Origin of the sequence: Actinoallomurus spadix, from assembly GCF_024055725.1 — a bacterium.
Taxonomy (GTDB): Bacteria; Actinomycetota; Actinomycetes; order Streptosporangiales; family Streptosporangiaceae; genus Actinoallomurus; species Actinoallomurus spadix.
In genome coordinates this window covers 92472-110787 of sequence record NZ_JAMXMX010000015.1, presented here as the reverse complement: position 1 = coordinate 110787, position 18316 = coordinate 92472, and the positions used below count along the sequence as shown (strand labels likewise).

Annotated in this window: 15 protein-coding genes; 11 read left to right on the top strand and 4 right to left on the bottom strand. The window is 72.9% G+C overall.

Features of this window, described 5'->3' with window-relative positions; genetic code table 11:
* Window positions 1-76: 76 nt before the first annotated feature.
* The 7 genes from ku (at window position 77) to NE235_RS22760 (ending at window position 7666) form a co-directional block, all read left to right on the top strand.
* The gene (gene ku, locus NE235_RS22790; RefSeq protein WP_252806245.1) at window positions 77-1051 is read left to right on the top strand and encodes a non-homologous end joining protein Ku; all 975 of its coding nucleotides are present in this window, start codon (window positions 77-79) and stop codon (window positions 1049-1051) included.
* Window positions 1052-1253: 202 nt separating this feature from the next.
* Complete coding sequence (locus NE235_RS22785; RefSeq protein WP_252806243.1) at window positions 1254-2738, top strand: DEAD/DEAH box helicase; 1485 nt, start codon at window positions 1254-1256, stop codon at window positions 2736-2738.
* A gap of 213 nt (window positions 2739-2951) precedes the next feature.
* A complete protein-coding gene (locus NE235_RS22780; protein ID WP_252806241.1) occupies window positions 2952-3866 on the top strand; it encodes an alpha/beta fold hydrolase in 915 nt (304 codons plus the stop codon).
* A 109-nt stretch (window positions 3867-3975) separates the two neighbouring features.
* Window positions 3976-5154 (top strand): adenylyltransferase/sulfurtransferase MoeZ, encoded by a 1179-nt coding sequence (gene moeZ / locus NE235_RS22775; protein ID WP_252806239.1) that lies wholly within the window; start codon window positions 3976-3978, stop codon window positions 5152-5154.
* Window positions 5155-5479: 325 nt separating this feature from the next.
* The gene (locus NE235_RS22770; protein WP_252806237.1) at window positions 5480-6166 is read left to right on the top strand and encodes a hypothetical protein; all 687 of its coding nucleotides are present in this window, start codon (window positions 5480-5482) and stop codon (window positions 6164-6166) included.
* Window positions 6154-7362: a S8 family serine peptidase gene (locus NE235_RS22765; RefSeq protein WP_252806235.1), complete on the top strand. Its 1209-nt coding sequence runs from the start codon at window positions 6154-6156 to the stop codon at window positions 7360-7362. Before NE235_RS22770 ends, NE235_RS22765 begins: the two co-directional genes overlap by 13 nt.
* Window positions 7352-7666, top strand: a complete 315-nt coding sequence (locus NE235_RS22760; protein WP_252806233.1) for an MGMT family protein — start codon at window positions 7352-7354, stop codon at window positions 7664-7666. Before NE235_RS22765 ends, NE235_RS22760 begins: the two co-directional genes overlap by 11 nt.
* 193 nt (window positions 7667-7859) lie before the next feature.
* Here NE235_RS22760 and NE235_RS22755 read toward each other — a convergent pair whose 3' ends face one another.
* The 3 genes from NE235_RS22755 to NE235_RS22745 form a co-directional block, all read right to left on the bottom strand.
* Window positions 7860-8153, bottom strand: a complete 294-nt coding sequence (locus NE235_RS22755) for a hypothetical protein (protein WP_252806231.1) — start codon at window positions 8151-8153, stop codon at window positions 7860-7862.
* Between the two features lie 9 nt (window positions 8154-8162).
* Window positions 8163-9167 (bottom strand): SPFH domain-containing protein, encoded by a 1005-nt coding sequence (locus tag NE235_RS22750; protein ID WP_252806229.1) that lies wholly within the window; start codon window positions 9165-9167, stop codon window positions 8163-8165.
* A gap of 247 nt (window positions 9168-9414) precedes the next feature.
* Window positions 9415-10161, bottom strand: a complete 747-nt coding sequence (locus NE235_RS22745; RefSeq protein WP_252806227.1) for a rhomboid-like protein — start codon at window positions 10159-10161, stop codon at window positions 9415-9417.
* 144 nt (window positions 10162-10305) lie between these two features.
* Between NE235_RS22745 and NE235_RS22740 the strand changes: the two genes are divergently transcribed.
* Window positions 10306-13521 carry an ATP-dependent helicase gene (locus tag NE235_RS22740; protein WP_252806225.1) on the top strand — a complete coding sequence of 1072 codons (3216 nt, stop codon included), beginning with the start codon at window positions 10306-10308 and terminating at the stop codon, window positions 13519-13521.
* A gap of 51 nt (window positions 13522-13572) precedes the next feature.
* The gene (locus NE235_RS22735) at window positions 13573-16887 is read left to right on the top strand and encodes an ATP-dependent helicase (protein WP_252806223.1); all 3315 of its coding nucleotides are present in this window, start codon (window positions 13573-13575) and stop codon (window positions 16885-16887) included.
* Here the strand turns inward: NE235_RS22735 and NE235_RS22730 are convergent.
* Window positions 16797-17216: an aldo/keto reductase gene (locus tag NE235_RS22730; protein WP_308206133.1), complete on the bottom strand. Its 420-nt coding sequence runs from the start codon at window positions 17214-17216 to the stop codon at window positions 16797-16799. The genes NE235_RS22735 and NE235_RS22730 overlap by 91 nt on opposite strands.
* Window positions 17217-17344: 128 nt before the next feature.
* Here NE235_RS22730 and NE235_RS22725 point away from each other — a divergent pair, with 128 nt between their 5' ends.
* Both NE235_RS22725 and NE235_RS22720 read left to right on the top strand, forming a co-directional pair.
* Window positions 17345-17713 carry a MerR family transcriptional regulator gene (locus NE235_RS22725; protein ID WP_252806221.1) on the top strand — a complete coding sequence of 123 codons (369 nt, stop codon included), beginning with the start codon at window positions 17345-17347 and terminating at the stop codon, window positions 17711-17713.
* Window positions 17714-17842: 129 nt separating this feature from the next.
* A complete protein-coding gene (locus NE235_RS22720) occupies window positions 17843-18253 on the top strand; it encodes a DUF3761 domain-containing protein (RefSeq protein WP_252806219.1) in 411 nt (136 codons plus the stop codon).
* Window positions 18254-18316: the final 63 nt, after the last annotated feature.

The following is an 18316-nucleotide window of genomic DNA, read 5'->3' as shown; positions in this document are numbered from 1 at the left end:
CTGCGCATACATTCGAGTTATCGCATTTCGGACGGCCTCGCAGGTAGATCGGCAGGTCGGAGGGTAGGGACACCCCATGCGCAGCATCTGGAAGGGCGCGATCTCGTTCGGGCTCGTCACGATCCCGGTGAAGCTCTACTCCGCCACCGAGCAGCGTGACGTGGCGTTCCATCAGGTCCACCGTGAGGACGGCGGCCGGATCAAGTACAAGCGCGTCTGCACCGTCGACGGCGAGGAGGTGCCGTACTCCGACATCGCCAAGGGGTACGAACTGCCGACCGGGGACACGGTCGTCCTCACCGACGAGGACTTCGCCGACCTGCCGCTGTCGACCAGCCGCCGCATCGACGTCCTGCAGTTCACGCCGGAGGACCAGGTCGACCCGATCTACTTCGCCAAGACCTACTACCTCGAACCGGACGCCCAGGGCGTCAAGCCGTACGTCCTGCTGCGCGACGCCCTCGAGGACTCTGACAAGGTCGCCGTGGTCAAGGTCGCGCTCCGGCAGCGCGAGTCGCTCGGGACCCTGCGCGTACGGGACGGCGTGTTCGTCCTCGAGACGATGCTGTGGCCGGACGAGGTGCGCGAGGCGGACTTCCCGTTCATGGACGAGGACGTCGACGTCCGCCCCCAGGAGCTGCAGATGGCGTCCTCGCTCATCGACACGATGACGGGCGACTTCGACCCGGGCGAGTACAAGGACGAGTACCGCGAGGCACTGGAGGCGGTCATCCAGGCCAAGGTCGAGGGCCGGGAGGTCGTCACGCCGGAGGCGGCCGAGGAGGCCCCGGCCGGCGCCGACCTGCTCAGCGCGCTGCGGGCGAGCGTCGAGGCGGCCAAGAAGGGCCGTACGGAACGCGGCGACGGGGAGACCCGCAAGGCCGCCGGCTCCGCGAAGGACGGCACCCGGGCCCACAAGGACGGCGCGGCGAAGGGCGGCCGGGGCACGGGCGGCCGCGGTGGCGGCAAGCCCGAGGCGAAGACCGCCGCCACGAAGAAGACCACGGACACCAAGGCCAAGACGAAGAGCGGCGCCCGCAAGACCGCCTGACGGGCTCGGCGGAAACGCGCCCGCCCGGCCGGGAATGAAGATCCCCTCTGGCGCGTTGGACGCCCCTGTAAGCTCAGTGATTCCTGTACAGGCGCGCTCGCGCCTACGGCCGGCTAAGAGTCCGCGGGTTCCCCACCCTCGCGGCACCTCTCGAGGCGGGCCATTTCCGAGAGGTTCTTTCTTGACTGACGGTCCTTCGACCTTGTCCACTTTCGCTGAACTCGGCCTGCCGACCCCCCTCGTGTCGGCGCTCGAACGCCGCGGCATCACCGCGCCGTTCCCCATCCAGGTCGCCTGCGTCCCCGACGCCATCGCCGGGCGTGACGTGCTCGGACGCGGCCAGACCGGATCGGGCAAGACGCTCGCGTTCGGTCTGCCGCTGCTGGCCGGGCTCGCCGGCGAGCAGGCCGCCCCGACGCGGCCCCGCGCGCTCATCCTCGTCCCCACCCGCGAACTGGCCATGCAGGTCCAGGACGCCCTCGGCCCCCTGGGCCGCAGCCTCGGGCTGCACACCAAGATCGTCGTCGGCGGCATGTCGATGAGCAAGCAGATCCAGGCGCTCCGCCGCGGTGTCGACGTGCTGGTCGCCACCCCCGGGCGGCTGACCGATCTGATCGAGCGCGGCGAGTGCTCGCTCGCGGACGTGCGGATCACGGTCCTCGACGAGGCCGACCACATGTGCGACCTGGGCTTCCTCCCCGCGGTCTCCCGGCTCCTCGACCAGATCCCCGGCGACGGCCAGCGGCTGCTGTTCTCCGCCACCCTCGACGGCGACGTCGACAAGCTCGTCCGCCGCTACCTGCACGACCCGGTGACCCACTCGATCGCCCCGGCCGCCGCGCCGGTGGAGACCATGGACCACCACCTGTTCATCGTCGACCGCGCCGACAAGCAGGACGTCATCGCCGAGGTCGCCGGCCGCGAAGGCCGCACGATCATGTTCGTCCGCACCAAGCACGGCGTGGACGCGCTGGCCAAGAAGCTCGCCCGCGTCGGCGTCCGCGCCGGCGCGCTGCACGGCGGCAAGACCCAGGCCGCCCGGACCCGCACCCTCGCCGAGTTCCGCGAGGGCAAGGTCGGGGTGCTGATCGCCACCGACGTGGCCGCCCGCGGCATCCACGTCGACGACGTCAGCCTGGTCGTGCACGTCGACCCGGCCGCCGACCACAAGGACTACCTCCACCGCGCCGGCCGCACCGCGCGGGCGGGCGAGCGCGGCACCGTCGCCACGCTGGTCGCCCACAACGAGGTGCGCAACACCGAGCGGATGATGCGCCGCGCCGGTGTTCGCGCGCTGCGGTCGAAGGTCACCGCCGGTGACGACGCCCTCGTCCGCATCACCGGGGCGCAGCCGCCGAGCGGTATCCCGGTCCCGCCCGAGCCCGAGCCGCGTGCGCCGCGTCGCGGGCCGCGTCCGGGCGGCCGTCGCGACCGGCGTCCCGGCGGCCGCTTCGAGGGCCGCGGAGAGGCGCGTCAGGACGGCCGTTTCGACGGCGAGCACCGTTCCGGGCGCCCGGCCGAGCGCCGCGAGGGGCGTCCCGAGCACCGCGACGGCGAACGCCGGGACACCCACCGGCCGCGCCGGGAGCCCCGTTCCGGCGGCGCGCCGGGCGGGTCCCGCCCCGGCGGCCGCGCCGGCGCGGTCCGCCACGACGACCGCCGTCCGCGCCCCGAAGCGGCGCGCTGACCGACCGATCGGCATCCACGCGGGGCCCCGCACCGAGACGGTGCGGGGCCCCGCGTCCCTCAAGATCAGGTCAAGGCGGACGCGCGGGATCATGCCCGGTCGACGGGGCGCGCGCCCACGCGGTTATCGTGGAACCGCGTTCGGTACAGCAGAGAGGAGGCAGCGGCGGCTCCTCTCCGACCATCCGGCCGGAGGCCCCACGCCGCGAGCAGGATGAGCACACCGATTCCGCAATGGCCGGGCGAGGCGGTCCGGCTGGGCGACCGCGAGGTCTTCGTGCGCACGGCGTCACCCTCCCGTGAGGACACCGACCCGGCGCTGTTCGTACACGGCCTCGCCGGCTCCTCGGCCAACTGGACCGACCTCATGGGCCTGCTGTCCGGCGAGCTCGCCGGCGAAGCCGTCGACCTGCCCGGATTCGGGTACTCCCCGCCTCCACCGGACCACGACTACTCCGTCGACGCCCACACGATCATCGTCGCGCGGCTCATCGAGAAGCGCGGCCGGGGACCGGTCCACCTGTTCGGCAACTCCCTCGGCGGAGCCATCGCCACCCGGCTCGCGGGCACCCGCCCCGACCTGGTGCGCTCCCTCACACTGATCTCCCCGGCCCTGCCCGACCTGCGGCCCAGGTACGGGCCGGCGCGCATCCTTGCCACCACCATGCCCGGCATCGGCCCCTGGGCGGTCCGGCGGCTGGCCGCGCTGCCCGCCGAACAACGCGTCCAGGGCACCCTGGAGATGTGCTTCGCGGACCCGACCGGCCTGCACCCCGACCGGGTCATGGAGCTCGTCGAGGATGTCCGCCGCAGGGACGGGCTGACCCACAACGCCGAGGCGCTCATCGCGTCGTCGCGCGGCATCGTCACCGCGTACATGCGACGCTCCCTCTGGCGCTACGCCGCGCGCGTCACCGCGCCCACCCTCGTCATCTATGGCCGGCACGACCGGCTCGTCGACCCGCGGATGGCAGCCCGCGCCGGCCGGGTGTTCAAGCGCTCCCGCGTGGTCGTCCTGCCCGACGTCGGCCACGTCGCGCAGATGGAGCGCCCCGAGACCGTCGCGCGAGAGTTCCGCGCGCTGCTCGAGGACGCCCGCCTGCGCCTGCCCGACACCGCCGCGGGCTGACGACCGGCTCGACGGGCCCAGGAGCGGGAATGCGGGGGCGCGTGACAGAGTTGTGAAGTCCAGGACGACGGCGTCCGCATCACAATTCCAGCACGCGCAGGAGACAACCGTGTCGTTGCCACCACTGGTAGAGCCCGCCAGCGAGCTCTCCGTCGACGAGGTCAGGCGCTACTCGCGCCACCTGATCATCCCGGACGTCGGGATGGACGGACAGAAGCGGCTGAAGAACGCCAAGGTGCTGTGCGTGGGTGCGGGCGGGCTCGGCTCACCGGCCCTGCTCTACCTCGCCGCCGCCGGCGTGGGCACCCTCGGCATCATCGACTTCGACGTCGTCGACGAATCCAACCTGCAGCGCCAGATCATCCACGGCCAGTCCGACGTGGGCCGGCCGAAGGCCGAGTCGGCCGCCGCGTCGGTCCGCGAGATCAACCCGCTGATCGACGTCATCGTCCACAACGAGGCGCTGTCCAACGACAACGTCATGGACATCTTCAGCGGCTACGACCTGATCGTCGACGGCACCGACAACTTCGCCACCCGCTACATGGTCAACGACGCCGCCGTGCTGCTGGGCAAGCCGTACGTCTGGGGCTCGATCTACCGCTTCGACGGCCAGGCGTCGGTGTTCTGGGCCGAGCACGGCCCCTGCTACCGCTGCCTCTACCCCGAGCCGCCGCCGCCCGGCATGGTGCCGTCCTGCGCCGAGGGCGGCGTCCTCGGCGTGCTCTGCGCGTCGATCGGCTCCATCCAGGTCAACGAGGCGATCAAGCTGATCGCGGGCATCGGCGAGCCGCTCGTCGGACGCCTGATGATCTACGACGCCCTCGAGATGAACTACCGCAGCGTCAAGGTCCGCAAGGACCCCGAGTGCCCGCTGTGCGGTAAGAACCCCACGATCACCGAGCTCCTCGACGACTACGAGGCGTTCTGCGGCGCGATCTCCGAGGAGGCCGCGGACGCGACCAAGGACTCCACGATCACCGCGACCGAGCTCAAGGACCTGCTGGACAACGGCGACATCTTCCTCGTCGACGTCCGGGAGCCCAACGAGTACGAGATCGTGAACATCCCCGGCGCCACGCTGATCCCGAAGGGCGAGTTCCTGTCCGGCGCTGCTCTGGAGCGGCTGCCGCAGGACAAGCGCGTCGTGCTGCACTGCAAGTCCGGCGCCCGCAGCGCCGAGTGCCTCGCGATCGTCAAGAACGCCGGGTTCTCCGACGCCGCGCACCTCGGCGGCGGCGTGCTGGCCTGGATCAACCAGATCGAGCCCGACAAGCCGGCGTACTGACGGACGTCCTCGGCCGGTGACGGCGCCGACGTACGCACCGGCCCAGGCGCCGACACGACGGACGAAAGCTCCCGCCACGACGGTGAGAGGCTCCGGGGTGACGCACCCCGGAGCCTCTCTGCGTCACAGAGATTCACCCCTGTCCCGGTTCTCACCGGCGGCGGCGGATCGCCCAGTAACCTTGTCAGATATGGCGCGAACCTCCGATCCGAGCTGGCCGACGACCGGGCCCGGCGGATGGGGGGCGTGGGACCCACCAGAGGAGCCACCACCAGAGCCCGTGCCCTGGTACGCGCGTCGTCGCCTGTGGCTCGGGGTGGCCATCGTGACGACCGTCGGTTACCTGGCGGTCGGTGCCCTGTCGACCGCCAGGGTCTATTGGGAGTTCCACCGCAAGCCGACCGCGTGGGAGCTCTACCGCGCGGCGGGCGAGGAGGTCCGGGACCGCTGGCGCACCTGGCCCGCCGAGAAGATCTTCCCTGACTCCGTCCCGTACACCTCCGAACAGGGCGGAATCGAGCACGCCGCGCTGGTCGGCATCGCCCCCGAGAGGGGCTGCGGCACCGGCATCGACCCCGTCCCCGCGGCCGTCCTCTCCCGTTACGGCTGCCGGGCGCTGCTCCGGGCGACCTACGTCGACCAGACCCAGGGCATCATCCTGACCGTGGGCCTCGCCGCCCTGCCCGACGAGCGCTCCGCGAGCCTGGCCGGAGAGTCCCTGGCGCCCACGGATCCCGGCGCGGCCGGCCCGTTCCTGCGCCCCCTGGCGTTCCCGCAGACCATCGCCGCCCGGTTCGCCGAGTCCACGCGGCAGCTCGCCACCGCCGACCGCGCCGGCCCGTACGTCGTGATGACCGTGGCCGGGCAGACGGACGGCCGTCCCTCCTCCGCCGTGCGCAAACCGCACGGCGGCTGGTTCCAGCTCGCCCCCGAGGTCGGCCGGAACATCGCCGGCGCCCTCGCGCTCCCGGTCCAGCCCGACTGCTCCGAGAAGCGGGAGTGGAAGTGCTGAGGCGCGTCCTGACGGCGGGCCTGGCGCTGACGGTCGCCCTGCTGCCGGCGCTGCCGGGCACCGCCGCGCGGGCCGACACCGTACGCGACCGGGAGCAGTGGGTGCTCGACGCCCTCGGAGCCCCGCAGGCGTGGCGCACGACCAAGGGCAAGGGCGTCACCGTCGCCGTCCTCGACACCGGAATCGACGGATCGCACCGCGACCTGTCCGGCGTGGTGACCACGGGCCCCGACTTCATCCGCACGGTCGCTCACGACCCGGGCCGCCTCCACGGCACGTGGATGGGCTCCCTGATCGCCGGGCACGGGCACGGCGCGGGCGACGGCGTGATCGGCGTGGCGCCCGAGGCGCGCCTGCTGTCCCTGCGGATGATCGCCGACCCGGGGGAGAAGGGCTACAAGTCGTTCCGCACCACGGCGGAGTACCGCTCGGCGCTGCCGAAGGCCGTCCGCTACGCGGCGGACCACGGCGCCGACGTGATCAACATGTCCCTCGGCGGGCCGAGCGCCGGCCGCGAAGAGCGCGCCGCCATCGCGTACGCCATCTCCAAGGGCGTGGTGGTGGTCGCCTCGGCGGGCAACGACGGCGACAAGAAGGTCGACAAGGACGGCCTGACCCGGCTGTCCTATCCGGCCGCCTTCCCCGGTGTCATCGCGGTCGCCGCGGTGACGCGCCGGGGCGTCGCGGCGAAGTTCTCCGACCGCAACGCGAGCGTCCAGATCGCAGCGCCGGGCGCGGACGTCGTCGGCGCCGGACCGGGCGACAGCTACTGGATCGGTGAGGGCACGAGCCAGGCCGGCGCGCTCGTCTCGGGGGTCGTCGCCCTGATCCGCGCCCGCCATCGCAACATGGCCCCCGCGCTGGTCGCCCAGGCGATCACCGCGAGCGCCAAGGGCCGTCCGGCCGCCGGATACGACGAGAAGGTGGGCTTCGGCGAGGTCAACGCCCCGGCGGCGCTGGCCGCCGCCGACCGGCTGGAGGGCTACCGGCTCACCGCGGCCGGCAAGACCGGCCGCTTCGACGACGGGCCGATGCGGCCGATCCAGGTCGAACGCCACCCCCCGGGCCTCGTCATCCTGGGCGGCTGGGTGGGCGTCGCCGCGCTGTTCGGGTTCGCCGGCGCACTGACGACCACCGTGCTGTACATCCGGCGCGTACGCATCCGCCGAGGTTCGGAGGACGACCATGCGGGGTGACCCGACGGATTACGCCGAACGTGTTCTCGACGTCGTCGAACGGATCCCGCCGGGCCGCGTCATGGCGTACGGGGACATCGCCGAGTACCTCGGCGAGGGCGGACCCCGTCAGGTCGGCCGGGTGATGGCGTTGTGGGGCGGCGGCGTGCCCTGGTGGCGCGTCATTCGGGCGGACGGCTCGCCCCCGCAGTGCCATGAGCGGCGAGCCCTGCAGCACTACCGGGCCGAGGGCACGCCGCTGCGCGGCGACCGCGTCGACATGCGCCTCGCCCGCTGGACCGGCGAAGCGGCCGAGACCGGCTGACCACCTCCACAACGAGACCGACCAGCAGCACCACCATGAGCACGCCGGGCCGGCAGCGGCGCGGAGGCTTCGGGCCGGCGACGTGAGTGCAGCGGACCGGCGGCGGGCTGGTGGTTCGAAGGGCGTTAACGCGAGGAGGTGCCAGGCAGCTGTCCGCGACTTTGCTTCGCGGTTGCGCAAGGCGCTTTTCTGGTCAGTCTGCTTCGGTGCGGAGGGCCGCCGCCCGGGATCGGGCGGCGGCCATCGCCTCGTGGTAGCGCGTTTCCCAGTCCGGGGCGTCTGCCGGTAGCTCGGTGACGACCTGACGGCCCAGCTCCCGCCCGTCGGCGACCTGCCGTACGAGCACGATCGTCACGCCGTCCCGCAACTCCGTGGCGGCCTCCCAGCGCGGCGGTTCCGCCCGGCCGGAGCGGCTGAGCACGGCGACGAGGAGGACGGCGAGCGCGGCCGCGACGAGGAGTGCGAGCGGGAGCGTGAGGACGCGCATCGGGATCTCCTATCGGGTCGGGAGCGCCACCCGGTCGCTGCCCGGGGCGTATACCGTGATGCCCTTGGGCAGCGCCTTCAGCTTCTCGATGTCGGCGCACGTCGGGCACTTGTTGTAGCCCTCCTGCCGGGCGCGGTTGGCCTCCGCCTCGGCGCGGGCCTGCGCGACCTGAGCCTGCGACTCCGTGACCTTCGCGAACGCCGCCTGGGCGCTGTCCACGGCCTGCTGCACCTGCTCCGGCAGCGTGATGCGGGCCAGGTTGAAGTGCAGGTTCGTCAGGAAGGGGAGCCCGAGGGTCTGCTGCAGATCCTGTTCGAGGCTAGTGTTGATGGCGTTCTGCACCTTGGCGATGTTGGCGTTGTTGCTCTGGACCTTCAGCGACGTCTGCTGCTGCTTACCGCCCGCGTTGTTCTGCACGAGCGCGCAGGAGGAGACCAGCTCCGCGCAGCGGAAGCTGTTGATCTGGGTGCGCAGGTCGTTCTCGATGACGGGCCGGACGATCTGGTCCAGGAACCCGGACCATCCCCCATCACCGTCATAGGCGTACCGCGTCTTGCCGTCCGCGCCGGTGAACTTCCGCGTCCCGAACCTGTCGTCGAATCTCCGCAGCGTCGCGTGGTCGAGGTTCAGGTTGAAGTAAAGCGTGCCCTCGATGCCCATGTTGACGCCGTCGCTGCTCGGTACCGTCACGACGTCCACGCCGGCGCGCTCGCCGCGCCCGGAGTCGGAGGTGATCGTGTAGAACCGTTGCTGCGCGGGGTACTTGTGGACGTGCGACCACCACCCGATCCAGGTCATCCCGGACCCGGGGTCGATGATCTGACGGATCTTGTTGTTGTCGAGCATCCCGCCGTTGCGGACGACCGCCACCTCGCCTCCGGTGGTGCGCTCGAACGACCCGAAGAAGCCGTTGAGCGTCGGCACCGCGACGACCAGGAGCACCACTGCGGCGGCGATCGCCTTGCCACGGCTGATACGTCCGGAGGGACGAGGGATCTTCTTCGAACCGGCCACCGGCCACTCCCGGAAAAGTCTATGAAACGGGGATCAATCCGCCTCTGAGACGTAACTGCGCAGAGCCTGGTTCCAGCCTCGCGCTGCCGCCGGTGTTGCCTTCCATCAAGGCATCACGGACATTGCAGCGTCACTGCCGACGGCGAAGCGCCCACGGTGACGGCATAGAGCGTCTACGGCGCCGACGACGGCACGCTGACTCCGGACAGCCGTCGAATGATCACCATCGCCTGGACCGGGCTCGGGCTCACTCCAGGCACGGGCGCAGGTCACGGGGTGTTCTGATTCCGCCGAGGTACCGCGTGAGGGCGGCGACGACCAGTCCGCACAGGGCGGCCAGCAGGTGACCGAGGGCCCAGATGGTGTGGTTGGAGATCACCGGCCAGACCACGCCGACGGCGAGCGCCGTGATGCCGGCCGCGAGCCACCAGCCGCGCATGAGCAGGACCGCCGCGACGCATCCGGCGACCATCATGTAGCTCACTCCGACGTCGGTGGTGCGCGCGAGGTGGTAGGACGCCCGGCCCGATTCGATGGCGTGGAGTTCGACCAGCGCGGTGAGCAGGGTGCCGAGGACGTGGCCGGAGAGGAAGATGACGATCATGCGGGGCGGGCCGTACCGCCGTTCGGCCCAGGCGACGACGGTGACGAACGCGAGGATGTACAGGGTGAGGCCCGAGCCGCGGTCCGCGACCCACAGGGCGCTGTCGGCCAGCACCGCGAGCGGCGCGCGGTGCAGGCGGACGAGGTTGGTGCTGTTGACGCGGGTGAGCACGTCGATGAGGTGGGGCGGCGTCGTCCGCTGGACGAGCGTGAACGCGGTGAAGATCGCGACATAGGTGAACGTCGCGGGGGCCGACAGGATCCAGGCGTGCAGCCACCGGGTGTACGGTGACAGCCGGTCGACGGCCCGCCGGGCGCCGCTCCACAGCAGGCTGAGCCAGCACAGGACGTACCAGGCCAGCGCGAGGACCGTCACGGCCAGCACGATCATCGGCGCCTCCCCCGAACGTCCGCGTGTTCCGCCGTGATTCCGGCCCTGGAATCGGGGTCTGCGGCGGTGATGGACGGCTGCCACATCGGCGACATGGCGCAACCCTGTCACGATCACCCCCGATGATCTGCTGCAATCACATATGTGTCATCAGCGTCCTACCGTCTCGTCCGGCGCGCCGGTTCCGCCCAGGCGCCGCCGCCGGTGCTCGACGAGCACCAGCGGCGGGTCGTCGCGCACGCGGGCGGGCCGCTGCTCGTGCTGGCCGGGCCGGGGACGGGCAAGACGACGACGATCGCCGAGACGGTCGTGGACCGGATCGAGAACCGCGGTGTCGACCCGGAGCGGGTGCTGGTCCTGACGTTCGGCCGGAAGGCCGCGGGGGAGTTGCGGCAGCGCATCACCGGCCGGCTGCGGCGTACCACCCGGACGCCGCTGGCCCTGACGTTCCACTCGTACGCGTACGCGCTGCTGCGCCGCGAGGCGGTCCTGGACGGCGAGGAGCCGCCGCGGCTGCTGTCGGGCCCGGAGCACCTCCTGGAGGTCCGCCGGCTGGTCCACGGTGAGGTCGCGGACGGCGCGCGGGACTGGCCGTCGCGGCTGCACGAGACGTTGAAGACGCGGGGGTTCGCCGAGGAGCTGCGGGACTTCATCCTGCGGGCCGTCGAGCGCGGTCTCGGGCCCGATGACCTGGTGACGCTGGGCCGCGGGCACCACCGGGACGACTGGTACGCCGCCGGACGGTTCCTGGACCGGTACGAACAGCGCTTCGACGTCGATCCGATCGTCGCCTATGACTACGCGGAGCTGATCCGGGCCGCCGCCGGGCTGCTCACGGACGAGGACGTACGACGGCGGGAGCGCGCCGCGTACGACGTCGTGCTGGTCGACGAGTACCAGGACACCGACCCCGCCCAGGAGTACCTCCTCCAGCAGCTGGCCGGGGGCGGGCGGGACCTGATCGTCGTGGGTGATCCGGACCAGTCGATCTACGGGTTCCGGGGCGCGGACGTGCGCGGGATCCTGGAGTTCCCCGAGCGGTTCCGTACGGTGACGGGCGAGGAGGCGCCGATCGTCTCACTGCGGACGTGCCGGCGGATGGGCCCGGTGATCCTGGAGGCGTCCCGCCGGGTCGCGGCCCGGCTGCCGCTCGGCGCGCTGGCGGGGCGGCATCGGGAGCTGCTGCCGGTGGAGGCGGCCGACGACGACGGCGCGGACGCGCGGGCGGTCCGGGTCGTCGAGGCCGACAGCGCGAACCAGGAGGCCGCGCTGGTCGCCGACGAGCTGCGCCGCGCCCATCTGCTGGAGAACGTCCCCTGGTCGCGGATGGCGGTGCTCGTACGGTCCGCGGTGCGGCAGGTGCCGCCGCTGCGCCGCGCGCTGGCCGCCGCGGGCGTGCCCGTGGTCGTGGCGGGTGACGAGGTGCCGCTGGTGAACGAGCCGGGCGCCCGGCCGTTCATCGTGCTGCTGCGGGCGGCGCTGCGGCCCGCCCTGCTCGACGAGGAGGCCGCCGAGGAGCTCGTGCTGGGCCCGCTGGGCGGCGCGGACGCCCTCGGCCTGCGCCGGCTCCGCCGCGCGCTGCGCGACCTGGCGACGCTGTCGGGGGACGAGAAGGGCGAGGGACTGCTCGTACGGGCGCTGAACGACCCGCGTGAGCTGGTGCTGATCCACCCGAAGGTCCGCGAACCGGCGGAGCGCGTCGCCAGGCTGATCGCCCTGGCGCGGGAGACCGTCCAGGGTGGTGGCGGGGCCGAGGAGGTCCTGTGGGCGGTGTGGCAGGAAAGTGGTCTGGCCGACCGGCTCCTGGAGCAGAGCGTCCGCGGCGGGGCCCGGGGCGCGGCGGCCGACCGGGACCTCGACGCGGTCGTCGCGCTGTTCGACATGGCGGCGCGGTTCACCGACCGGCTGCCGCAGGCGGGCCCGGAGGTGTTCCTGGACGACCTGGCCTCGCAGGAGATCCCCGGTGACACCCTCGCCGAGCAGGCGCCGCAGGGGGAGGCGGTGCGGATCCTCACCGCGCACCGGTCCAAGGGCCTTGAATGGGACCTGGTCGTCGTCGCGGGCGTGCAGGAGGGCCTCTGGCCCGACCTGCGGCTGCGTGGCTCGCTGCTGGGCAGCGAGGAGCTGATCGAGGCCGCGACCGGCGTCGTCGACCTCGATAAGGGGGGGCGGTGGGGCGGAGCCACCGGGGTGGAGGCAGGCGCGTCGCTGGCGGCGAAGATGCTGGAGGAGGAGCGGCGGCTGTTCTACGTCGCCGTGACGCGGGCCAGGAAGCGGCTCGTCGTGACCGCGGTCGGCGGGGAGGACGCCGAGGACCGGCCGTCGCGGTTCCTGCGCGAGCTGGTCCCCGACGAGGCCGAGCACGCCCAGCTCGACGAGCGGACCCGGTGGCTGTCCCTGCGCGCCCTCGTCGCCGACCTGCGCTCGGCCGTCGCCGACCCGAAGACCCCCGTGCCGCTGCGCCGGGCCGCGGCCGGGCACCTGGCCCGGCTCGCCCGCGCCGGGGTCCAGGGCGCCGACCCGCGCGACTGGTACCCCCTGACGGAGCTGTCCGACCCCGGACCGGCGTTCCGGGAGGACGAGACGCTGGTGCTGTCGCCGTCCCAGGTCGAGACGTTCGAGAAGTGCGGGCTGCGCTGGCTGCTGGCCTCCTGCGTCGGCGCGGAGGACGGCGGCGCGGGGGAGTTCGCGACGATGGGCCGGGTCATCCACGCGGTGGCCGAGCTCGTCGCCACCGACGAGGGCGTGAGCGACGCCGACATCGACAAGCGGCTCGACGAGATCTGGGACGACCTGGACTTCCGCAGCGCCTGGTACTCCGACAAGCAGCGCGAACAGGCCCAGGGGATGATCGAGAAGTTCCTGGACTGGCACCGGCGCGCCGACGCCCGCGAGCTGGTGTCGATCGAGGAGCCGTTCAGCATCGATCTGGGCCGGGTCACGATCCGCGGCCGGATCGACCGCGCGGAGCGCGACGACGACGGCCGCGCCTGGATCGTCGACATCAAGACCTCCGGCACCAAGGTGCCCGACGAGGATCTCGCCCGCCACCCGCAGCTCGGCGTGTACCAGCTCGCCGTGATGCTGGGCGCGTTCGCCGACAAGGGCCTGATCGAGCCGGGCGGCGCGGAGCTCATCCAGGTCGGCAAGGCGTCCCTGACCGCGCGGGTGCGCGTCCAGACGCAGCCGCCTCCGTCGGCGGACGAGGATCCGCAGTGGCCGCGTAGACTCGTCGACCGCGTCGCCGAGGGCATGGCGAGCCCGGTGTTCGAGGCGCGCCGCGACGACAACCACTGCCGGACCTGCCCCGTACGCGGGTCCTGCCCGGCACATGACGATGGCGGCCAGGTGGCGCCGTGACCGTCCCGCGGACGGGCGCGCCGTGACCGTCCCGTACGACGAGGGGACGCCGTGATCAGTCCGCAGGAGCTGGCGCAGCGGCTCGGGGTTCCTGAGCCGACGCCGGACCAGGCCGCCGTGATCGAGGCGCCGCTCGCGCCGATGGCGGTCATCGCGGGGGCGGGGTCCGGCAAGAGCGAGACGATGGCGGCCCGCGTCGTGTGGCTGGTCGCGAACGGCCTGATCCGGCCCGAGCGGGTGCTGGGCCTGACGTTCACCCGCAAGGCCGCGGCCGAGCTGGCCGAGCGCGTACGCCGGCGGCTCGACCAGCTCCGTGAGCACGACGACCTCATCGACCCGGAGATCCTCGACGGTGAGCCGACGGTCTCGACGTACCACGCGTACGCCGCGCGGCTCTTCGGGGACCACGCGCTGCGGGCGGCGCTGGAGCCGACGATGCGGCTGGTCACCCCGGCGGTGGCCTGGCAGATCGCGGCGCGGGTCGTCGACGCGTACGACGGGCCGATGGACGCCGTCGACTGGGGACCCGACACCGTAACGAAGGCCGTGATCGGGCTGTCGGGGGAGCTGGCGGAGCACCTGCGCACCCCCGAGGACGTGCGCAGGGTCGGCGCCTGGCTGCGCGAGCGGGTCGCGGAGGTCAAGAAGCCCACCAAGAAGCATCAGGGCCGCGTCACCGACGCCCAGGCGACGCGCGAGCAGCTGCTGCCGCTGGTCGAGGCGTACCAGCGGGCGAAGGCGAGGCGGGAGGTCCTCGACCACGGCGACCAGATGGCGCTCGCCGCGCGGATCGCCGCCGAGCATCCGGAGGTCGGCCAGATCGAGCGTTCGCGCTATGCCGCCGTGCTCCTGGACGAGTACCAGGACACCAGCCACGCGCAGCTCGTGCTGCTGAAGTCGCTGTTCGGCGGCGGCCACCCGGTCACGGCCGTCGGCGACCCGTGCCAGTCGATCTACGGCTGGCGGGGCGCGAGCGCGGGGAACCTCCTCGGCTTCGTCCGTGACTTCCCGCACGGCGAGCGTCCCGCGCCGATGCGGCAGCTGTCGACGAGCTTCCGCAACGGCGAACGCGTCCTCGACGCGGCCGCCCGCATCCAGGGCGAGCTGCGGGAGGAGGCGAAGGACGTCCCCCGGCTGTGGCCCGGCGCCGCGCAGCAGGGCCGCGGGCGGGTCGAGTGCGCGCTGCTCGACACGGTCGAGGACGAGGCCGAGCGGCTCGCCCACCGCATCGCCGGCCTCCTGCGGCAGCCGAAGGACCTCGCGCCCGACGGGGAGCCGTGGGAGAAGACCAGCCGGCACGGCCCCGGCCTGCAGCCGTCCGACGTCGCCGTCCTGGCCCGTAAGCGGGCGCAGTTCCCGCTGATCCGGGCGGCGCTGGAGGCGCGCGGCGTCCCGGTCGAGGTGGTGGGCCTCGGCGGGCTGCTCACCGTCCCGGAGGTGCAGGACGTCGTCGCGACCCTCCGGGTCGTGCACGACCCGACGGCCGGCGCCTCGCTGGCCCGGCTGCTCACCGGGCCGCGCTGGCGCCTGGGCCCCCGCGACCTGGTCTCCCTCGGCCGCCGTGCCCGCGAACTCGCCCGCGAGGGAGCGCGTGACCTGCACCCCGACGCCGGTCCCGCGGCGGACCCGGACCCGGCCGACCCCTTCGAGGAGCCGGAGACGACGACCGCCGACCCGCTCCGGCAGGTCGTCCAGGAGCTGAACGACGAGCACGGCAGCCTCGTCGACGCCCTCGACGACCTGGGCCCGGCGGAGAACTTCAGCCCGGAGGGGTACGCCCGGCTCGAACGCCTCCGCGACGAGCTGCGCGTCCTGCGCCGCCACGTCGGCCTGCCGCTGCCCGACCTGGTGACGGAGGTGGAACGCACCCTCGGCCTGGACATCGAGGTCGCCTCCCGGCCGGGCCTGGACCCGGTGACCGCCCGCGCCGACCTGGACGCGTTCGTCGACGCGGCGGCGTCCTTCGCGGGCGACGCGGAGGACCCGACGCTGAGCGCGTTCCTCGCCTACCTGAAGGCCGCCGAGACGGAGGAGTTCGGCCTGGAGGCGGGCCGGGTCGGGGAGACCAACAGCGTCAAGCTGCTGACCGTGCACGCCGCCAAGGGCCTGGAGTGGGACGTCGTGGCCATCCCGGGCCTGGTGTGGAACCCGACGAGGACCGAGACCCCGAACTCCGGCTCGGTCTTCCCCGCCAAGCCGCAGAACTCCTCCCGCTGGACGGAGAACGCCCGCGTCCTGCCGTACCCGCTGCGCGGCGACCGCGCGGACCTGCCGCCGCTGATCGGCCTGCAGAAGGACGACGTCGAGGCGTTCAACGCCGCCACCGCCGAACGCGACCTGCGCGAGGAGCGCCGCCTGGCGTACGTCGCGGTCACCCGGGCCCGCCACCTGCTGATCACGACGGGGTACCGCTGGGGCACCGCAAGCCGCCCGCTGCGGCCGTCGCCGTTCCTGGAGGAGATCCGGGAGGCGTGCGAGGCCGGCGCCGGCCAGGTCGGCTACTGGGCCGACGAGCCCCTGGACGAGGAGAACCCGCTGCTCGCCGAGCAGGACACCGCGTCCTGGCCGGCCCTGCCCGAGGGCGAACGGTACGACGCGGTGGCCGAGGGCGCCCGGATGGTCGAGGACGCCATGCAGGGCCGGGTCCGGCTCGGCTACCTCCCGCTAACCCCGCGCGACCGCCGCCGGGCCGCCGCCTGGGCCCGCGACGTGGAGCTGCTCCTGGCCGAACGCGACCGCGCCCGCGGCGCCGACGGCCTGGCGGTGGACCTGCCCGCCCACCTGTCGGTGTCCTCCCTGGTCACCCTGGCCCGCGACCCGGCGGCGCTGGCCCGCCAGATCCGCCGGCCGCTGCCCCGGCCCCCGGCCCCGTACGCCCGGCGCGGCACCGCGTTCCACCGCTGGCTGGAGTCCCGCTGGGGCCAGCAGCGGCTGCTCGACCTCGACGACCTGCCCGGCGCCTCCGACGAGGACGCCGGAGGCGACGACGAGCTGGACACGCTGCGGGTGGCGTTCGAACGCAGCGCCTGGGCCGACCGCGAACCCCACGAGGTCGAGGTGCCGTTCGAGACGATGATCGGCGACCGGCTGATCCGTGGCCGGATGGACGCGGTCTTCCGTACCGGCGACGGAGGGTACGAGGTCGTCGACTGGAAGACCGGCCGGCCGCCGGCCGGTGACGAGGCGCGGGTCGTGGCGGTGCAGCTCGCCGCGTACCGCATCGCCTGGGCCCAGCTCGCCGGCGTGCCGGTCGAGAAGGTCAGCGCCGCGTTCCACTACGTCGCGGCGAACCGGACGATCCGTCCCGCCGACCTCCTCGACGCCGACGGCCTCGCCGACCTCCTCGACCGGATCCCCACCGCCTGACCGGCGGGCTCGCGCCCCGACAGTCCCTCGCCGCTCTCCCGCCAGGTCGTGCCCGGGACGGTCGGCTGCGCGCCCACTTTGGTGCTGAGCACCACCTGGTCGCGCGCGCCACGGTCGGCCAGCCAGCGGCCGAGCACCGTCTCGCTCTCCCCGCCGGCGCCGGCCCAGAAGGCGTAGTTGTCGGCGGTGTCGATGAGGGTGCCGCCGGTCTCGACGAACCGGTCGAGGATGGCGTACGCCGTCTTCTCGTCGGTCCGGGTGCCGAACCACATGGCGCCGAGGCAGAGCGCGCTGACGGCCGTTCCGTCGGCGAGTGTCCGTTGCCGCATGATCGCGTCCTGTCGTGGGGTTGATCGGGACGCGACACACTCTGCGATCTGGAGCGCGCTCCAGGTCAAGCCGGTGGCGACTCCTGGAGCTTGACCTGGAGCGCGCTCCAGGTGTGATCATCGACGATGTGACGTTCTATTCACCGGCCCAGACGGCGGAGAAGACCGGCTTCAGCATCGACACGCTCCGCTACTACGAGAAGATCGGCCTGCTCGACCGGATCGACCGTACGGCCGCGGGACGGCGCCGTTTCAGCGCCGATGACCTGGGCTTCCTCGGCATCCTGCGCTGCCTCCGGGACACCGGGATGCCGATCGCGGAGATGCGGCGCTACGCCGAGTTGTCCCGGGGCGGCGACGCGACGCTCGGTGAGCGCATCGCCCTCCTCGAGGCGCACGACGAGCGCATCGACCGGCAGATCGAGACGCTGCTCGCCCAGCGGAAACACCTTCGCGGGAAGATCCAGTACTACCGCGACGTCTCGGCCACCGCCTGACGCGCGCTCACCGGTTCCCCGCGTTACGTATCGCGCGCGATTGGCCGTATGTCGCCACCACCCGAGTTTGTGGCAACCCACCCCGGTATGCGGCCGTCCAACTCGCGTCCTCTACGACGGGAGACGGCGATGCGCCATCGGACACCGGCCCTGATCCTCGGCGCGGCACTGCTGCTCGGCGGATGCCGCACGACCGCGACCGACGCCGGCGGGGCGGCCACGCCCTCCGCCTGGGCCGGCACGTCCACGACACCGGCCGACTCGCCCTCCGCGGTCCTCCCGCCCCCGCCGTCTTCGACACCGGAGGGCTCGTCGACTCCGACGGCCCACGCGGGCACCGGCCGAATCCCTGCCCACCGGCCGCACCCGCCGAAGCCGCATCGGGCGCCGAGCCGGCCGAAGCGGCCCGTGGCGGCCCCCAAGCCGCCCGGCCATCCGGCCGGCGCGACGGCGCGCTGCAATGACGGCACCTACTCGTACGCCGCCCACCATCAGGGCGCATGCTCCCACCACGGTGGCGTCGCCGTCTTCTACCGCTGACCACGACCGACGCGAGGGGCGGCGGCGGTCCCGCTGCCCGGGAGTGGTTCCGCTGCCCGGAGG

Excerpts from the sequence above, each read along its gene's own strand:
- NE235_RS22745 (WP_252806227.1), bottom strand. The coding sequence starts at position 10,161 with ATGATCGTGCTGGCCGTGACGGTCCTCGCGCTGGCCTGGTACGTCCTG.
- ku (WP_252806245.1), top strand. The coding sequence starts at position 77 with ATGCGCAGCATCTGGAAGGGCGCGATCTCGTTCGGGCTCGTCACGATC.
- NE235_RS22780 (WP_252806241.1), top strand. The coding sequence starts at position 2,952 with ATGAGCACACCGATTCCGCAATGGCCGGGCGAGGCGGTCCGGCTGGGC.
- NE235_RS22720 (WP_252806219.1), top strand. The coding sequence starts at position 17,843 with ATGCGCCATCGGACACCGGCCCTGATCCTCGGCGCGGCACTGCTGCTC.
- NE235_RS22760 (WP_252806233.1), top strand. The coding sequence starts at position 7,352 with ATGCGGGGTGACCCGACGGATTACGCCGAACGTGTTCTCGACGTCGTC.
- NE235_RS22755 (WP_252806231.1), bottom strand. The coding sequence starts at position 8,153 with ATGCGCGTCCTCACGCTCCCGCTCGCACTCCTCGTCGCGGCCGCGCTC.
- NE235_RS22730 (WP_308206133.1), bottom strand. The coding sequence starts at position 17,216 with ATGCGGCAACGGACACTCGCCGACGGAACGGCCGTCAGCGCGCTCTGC.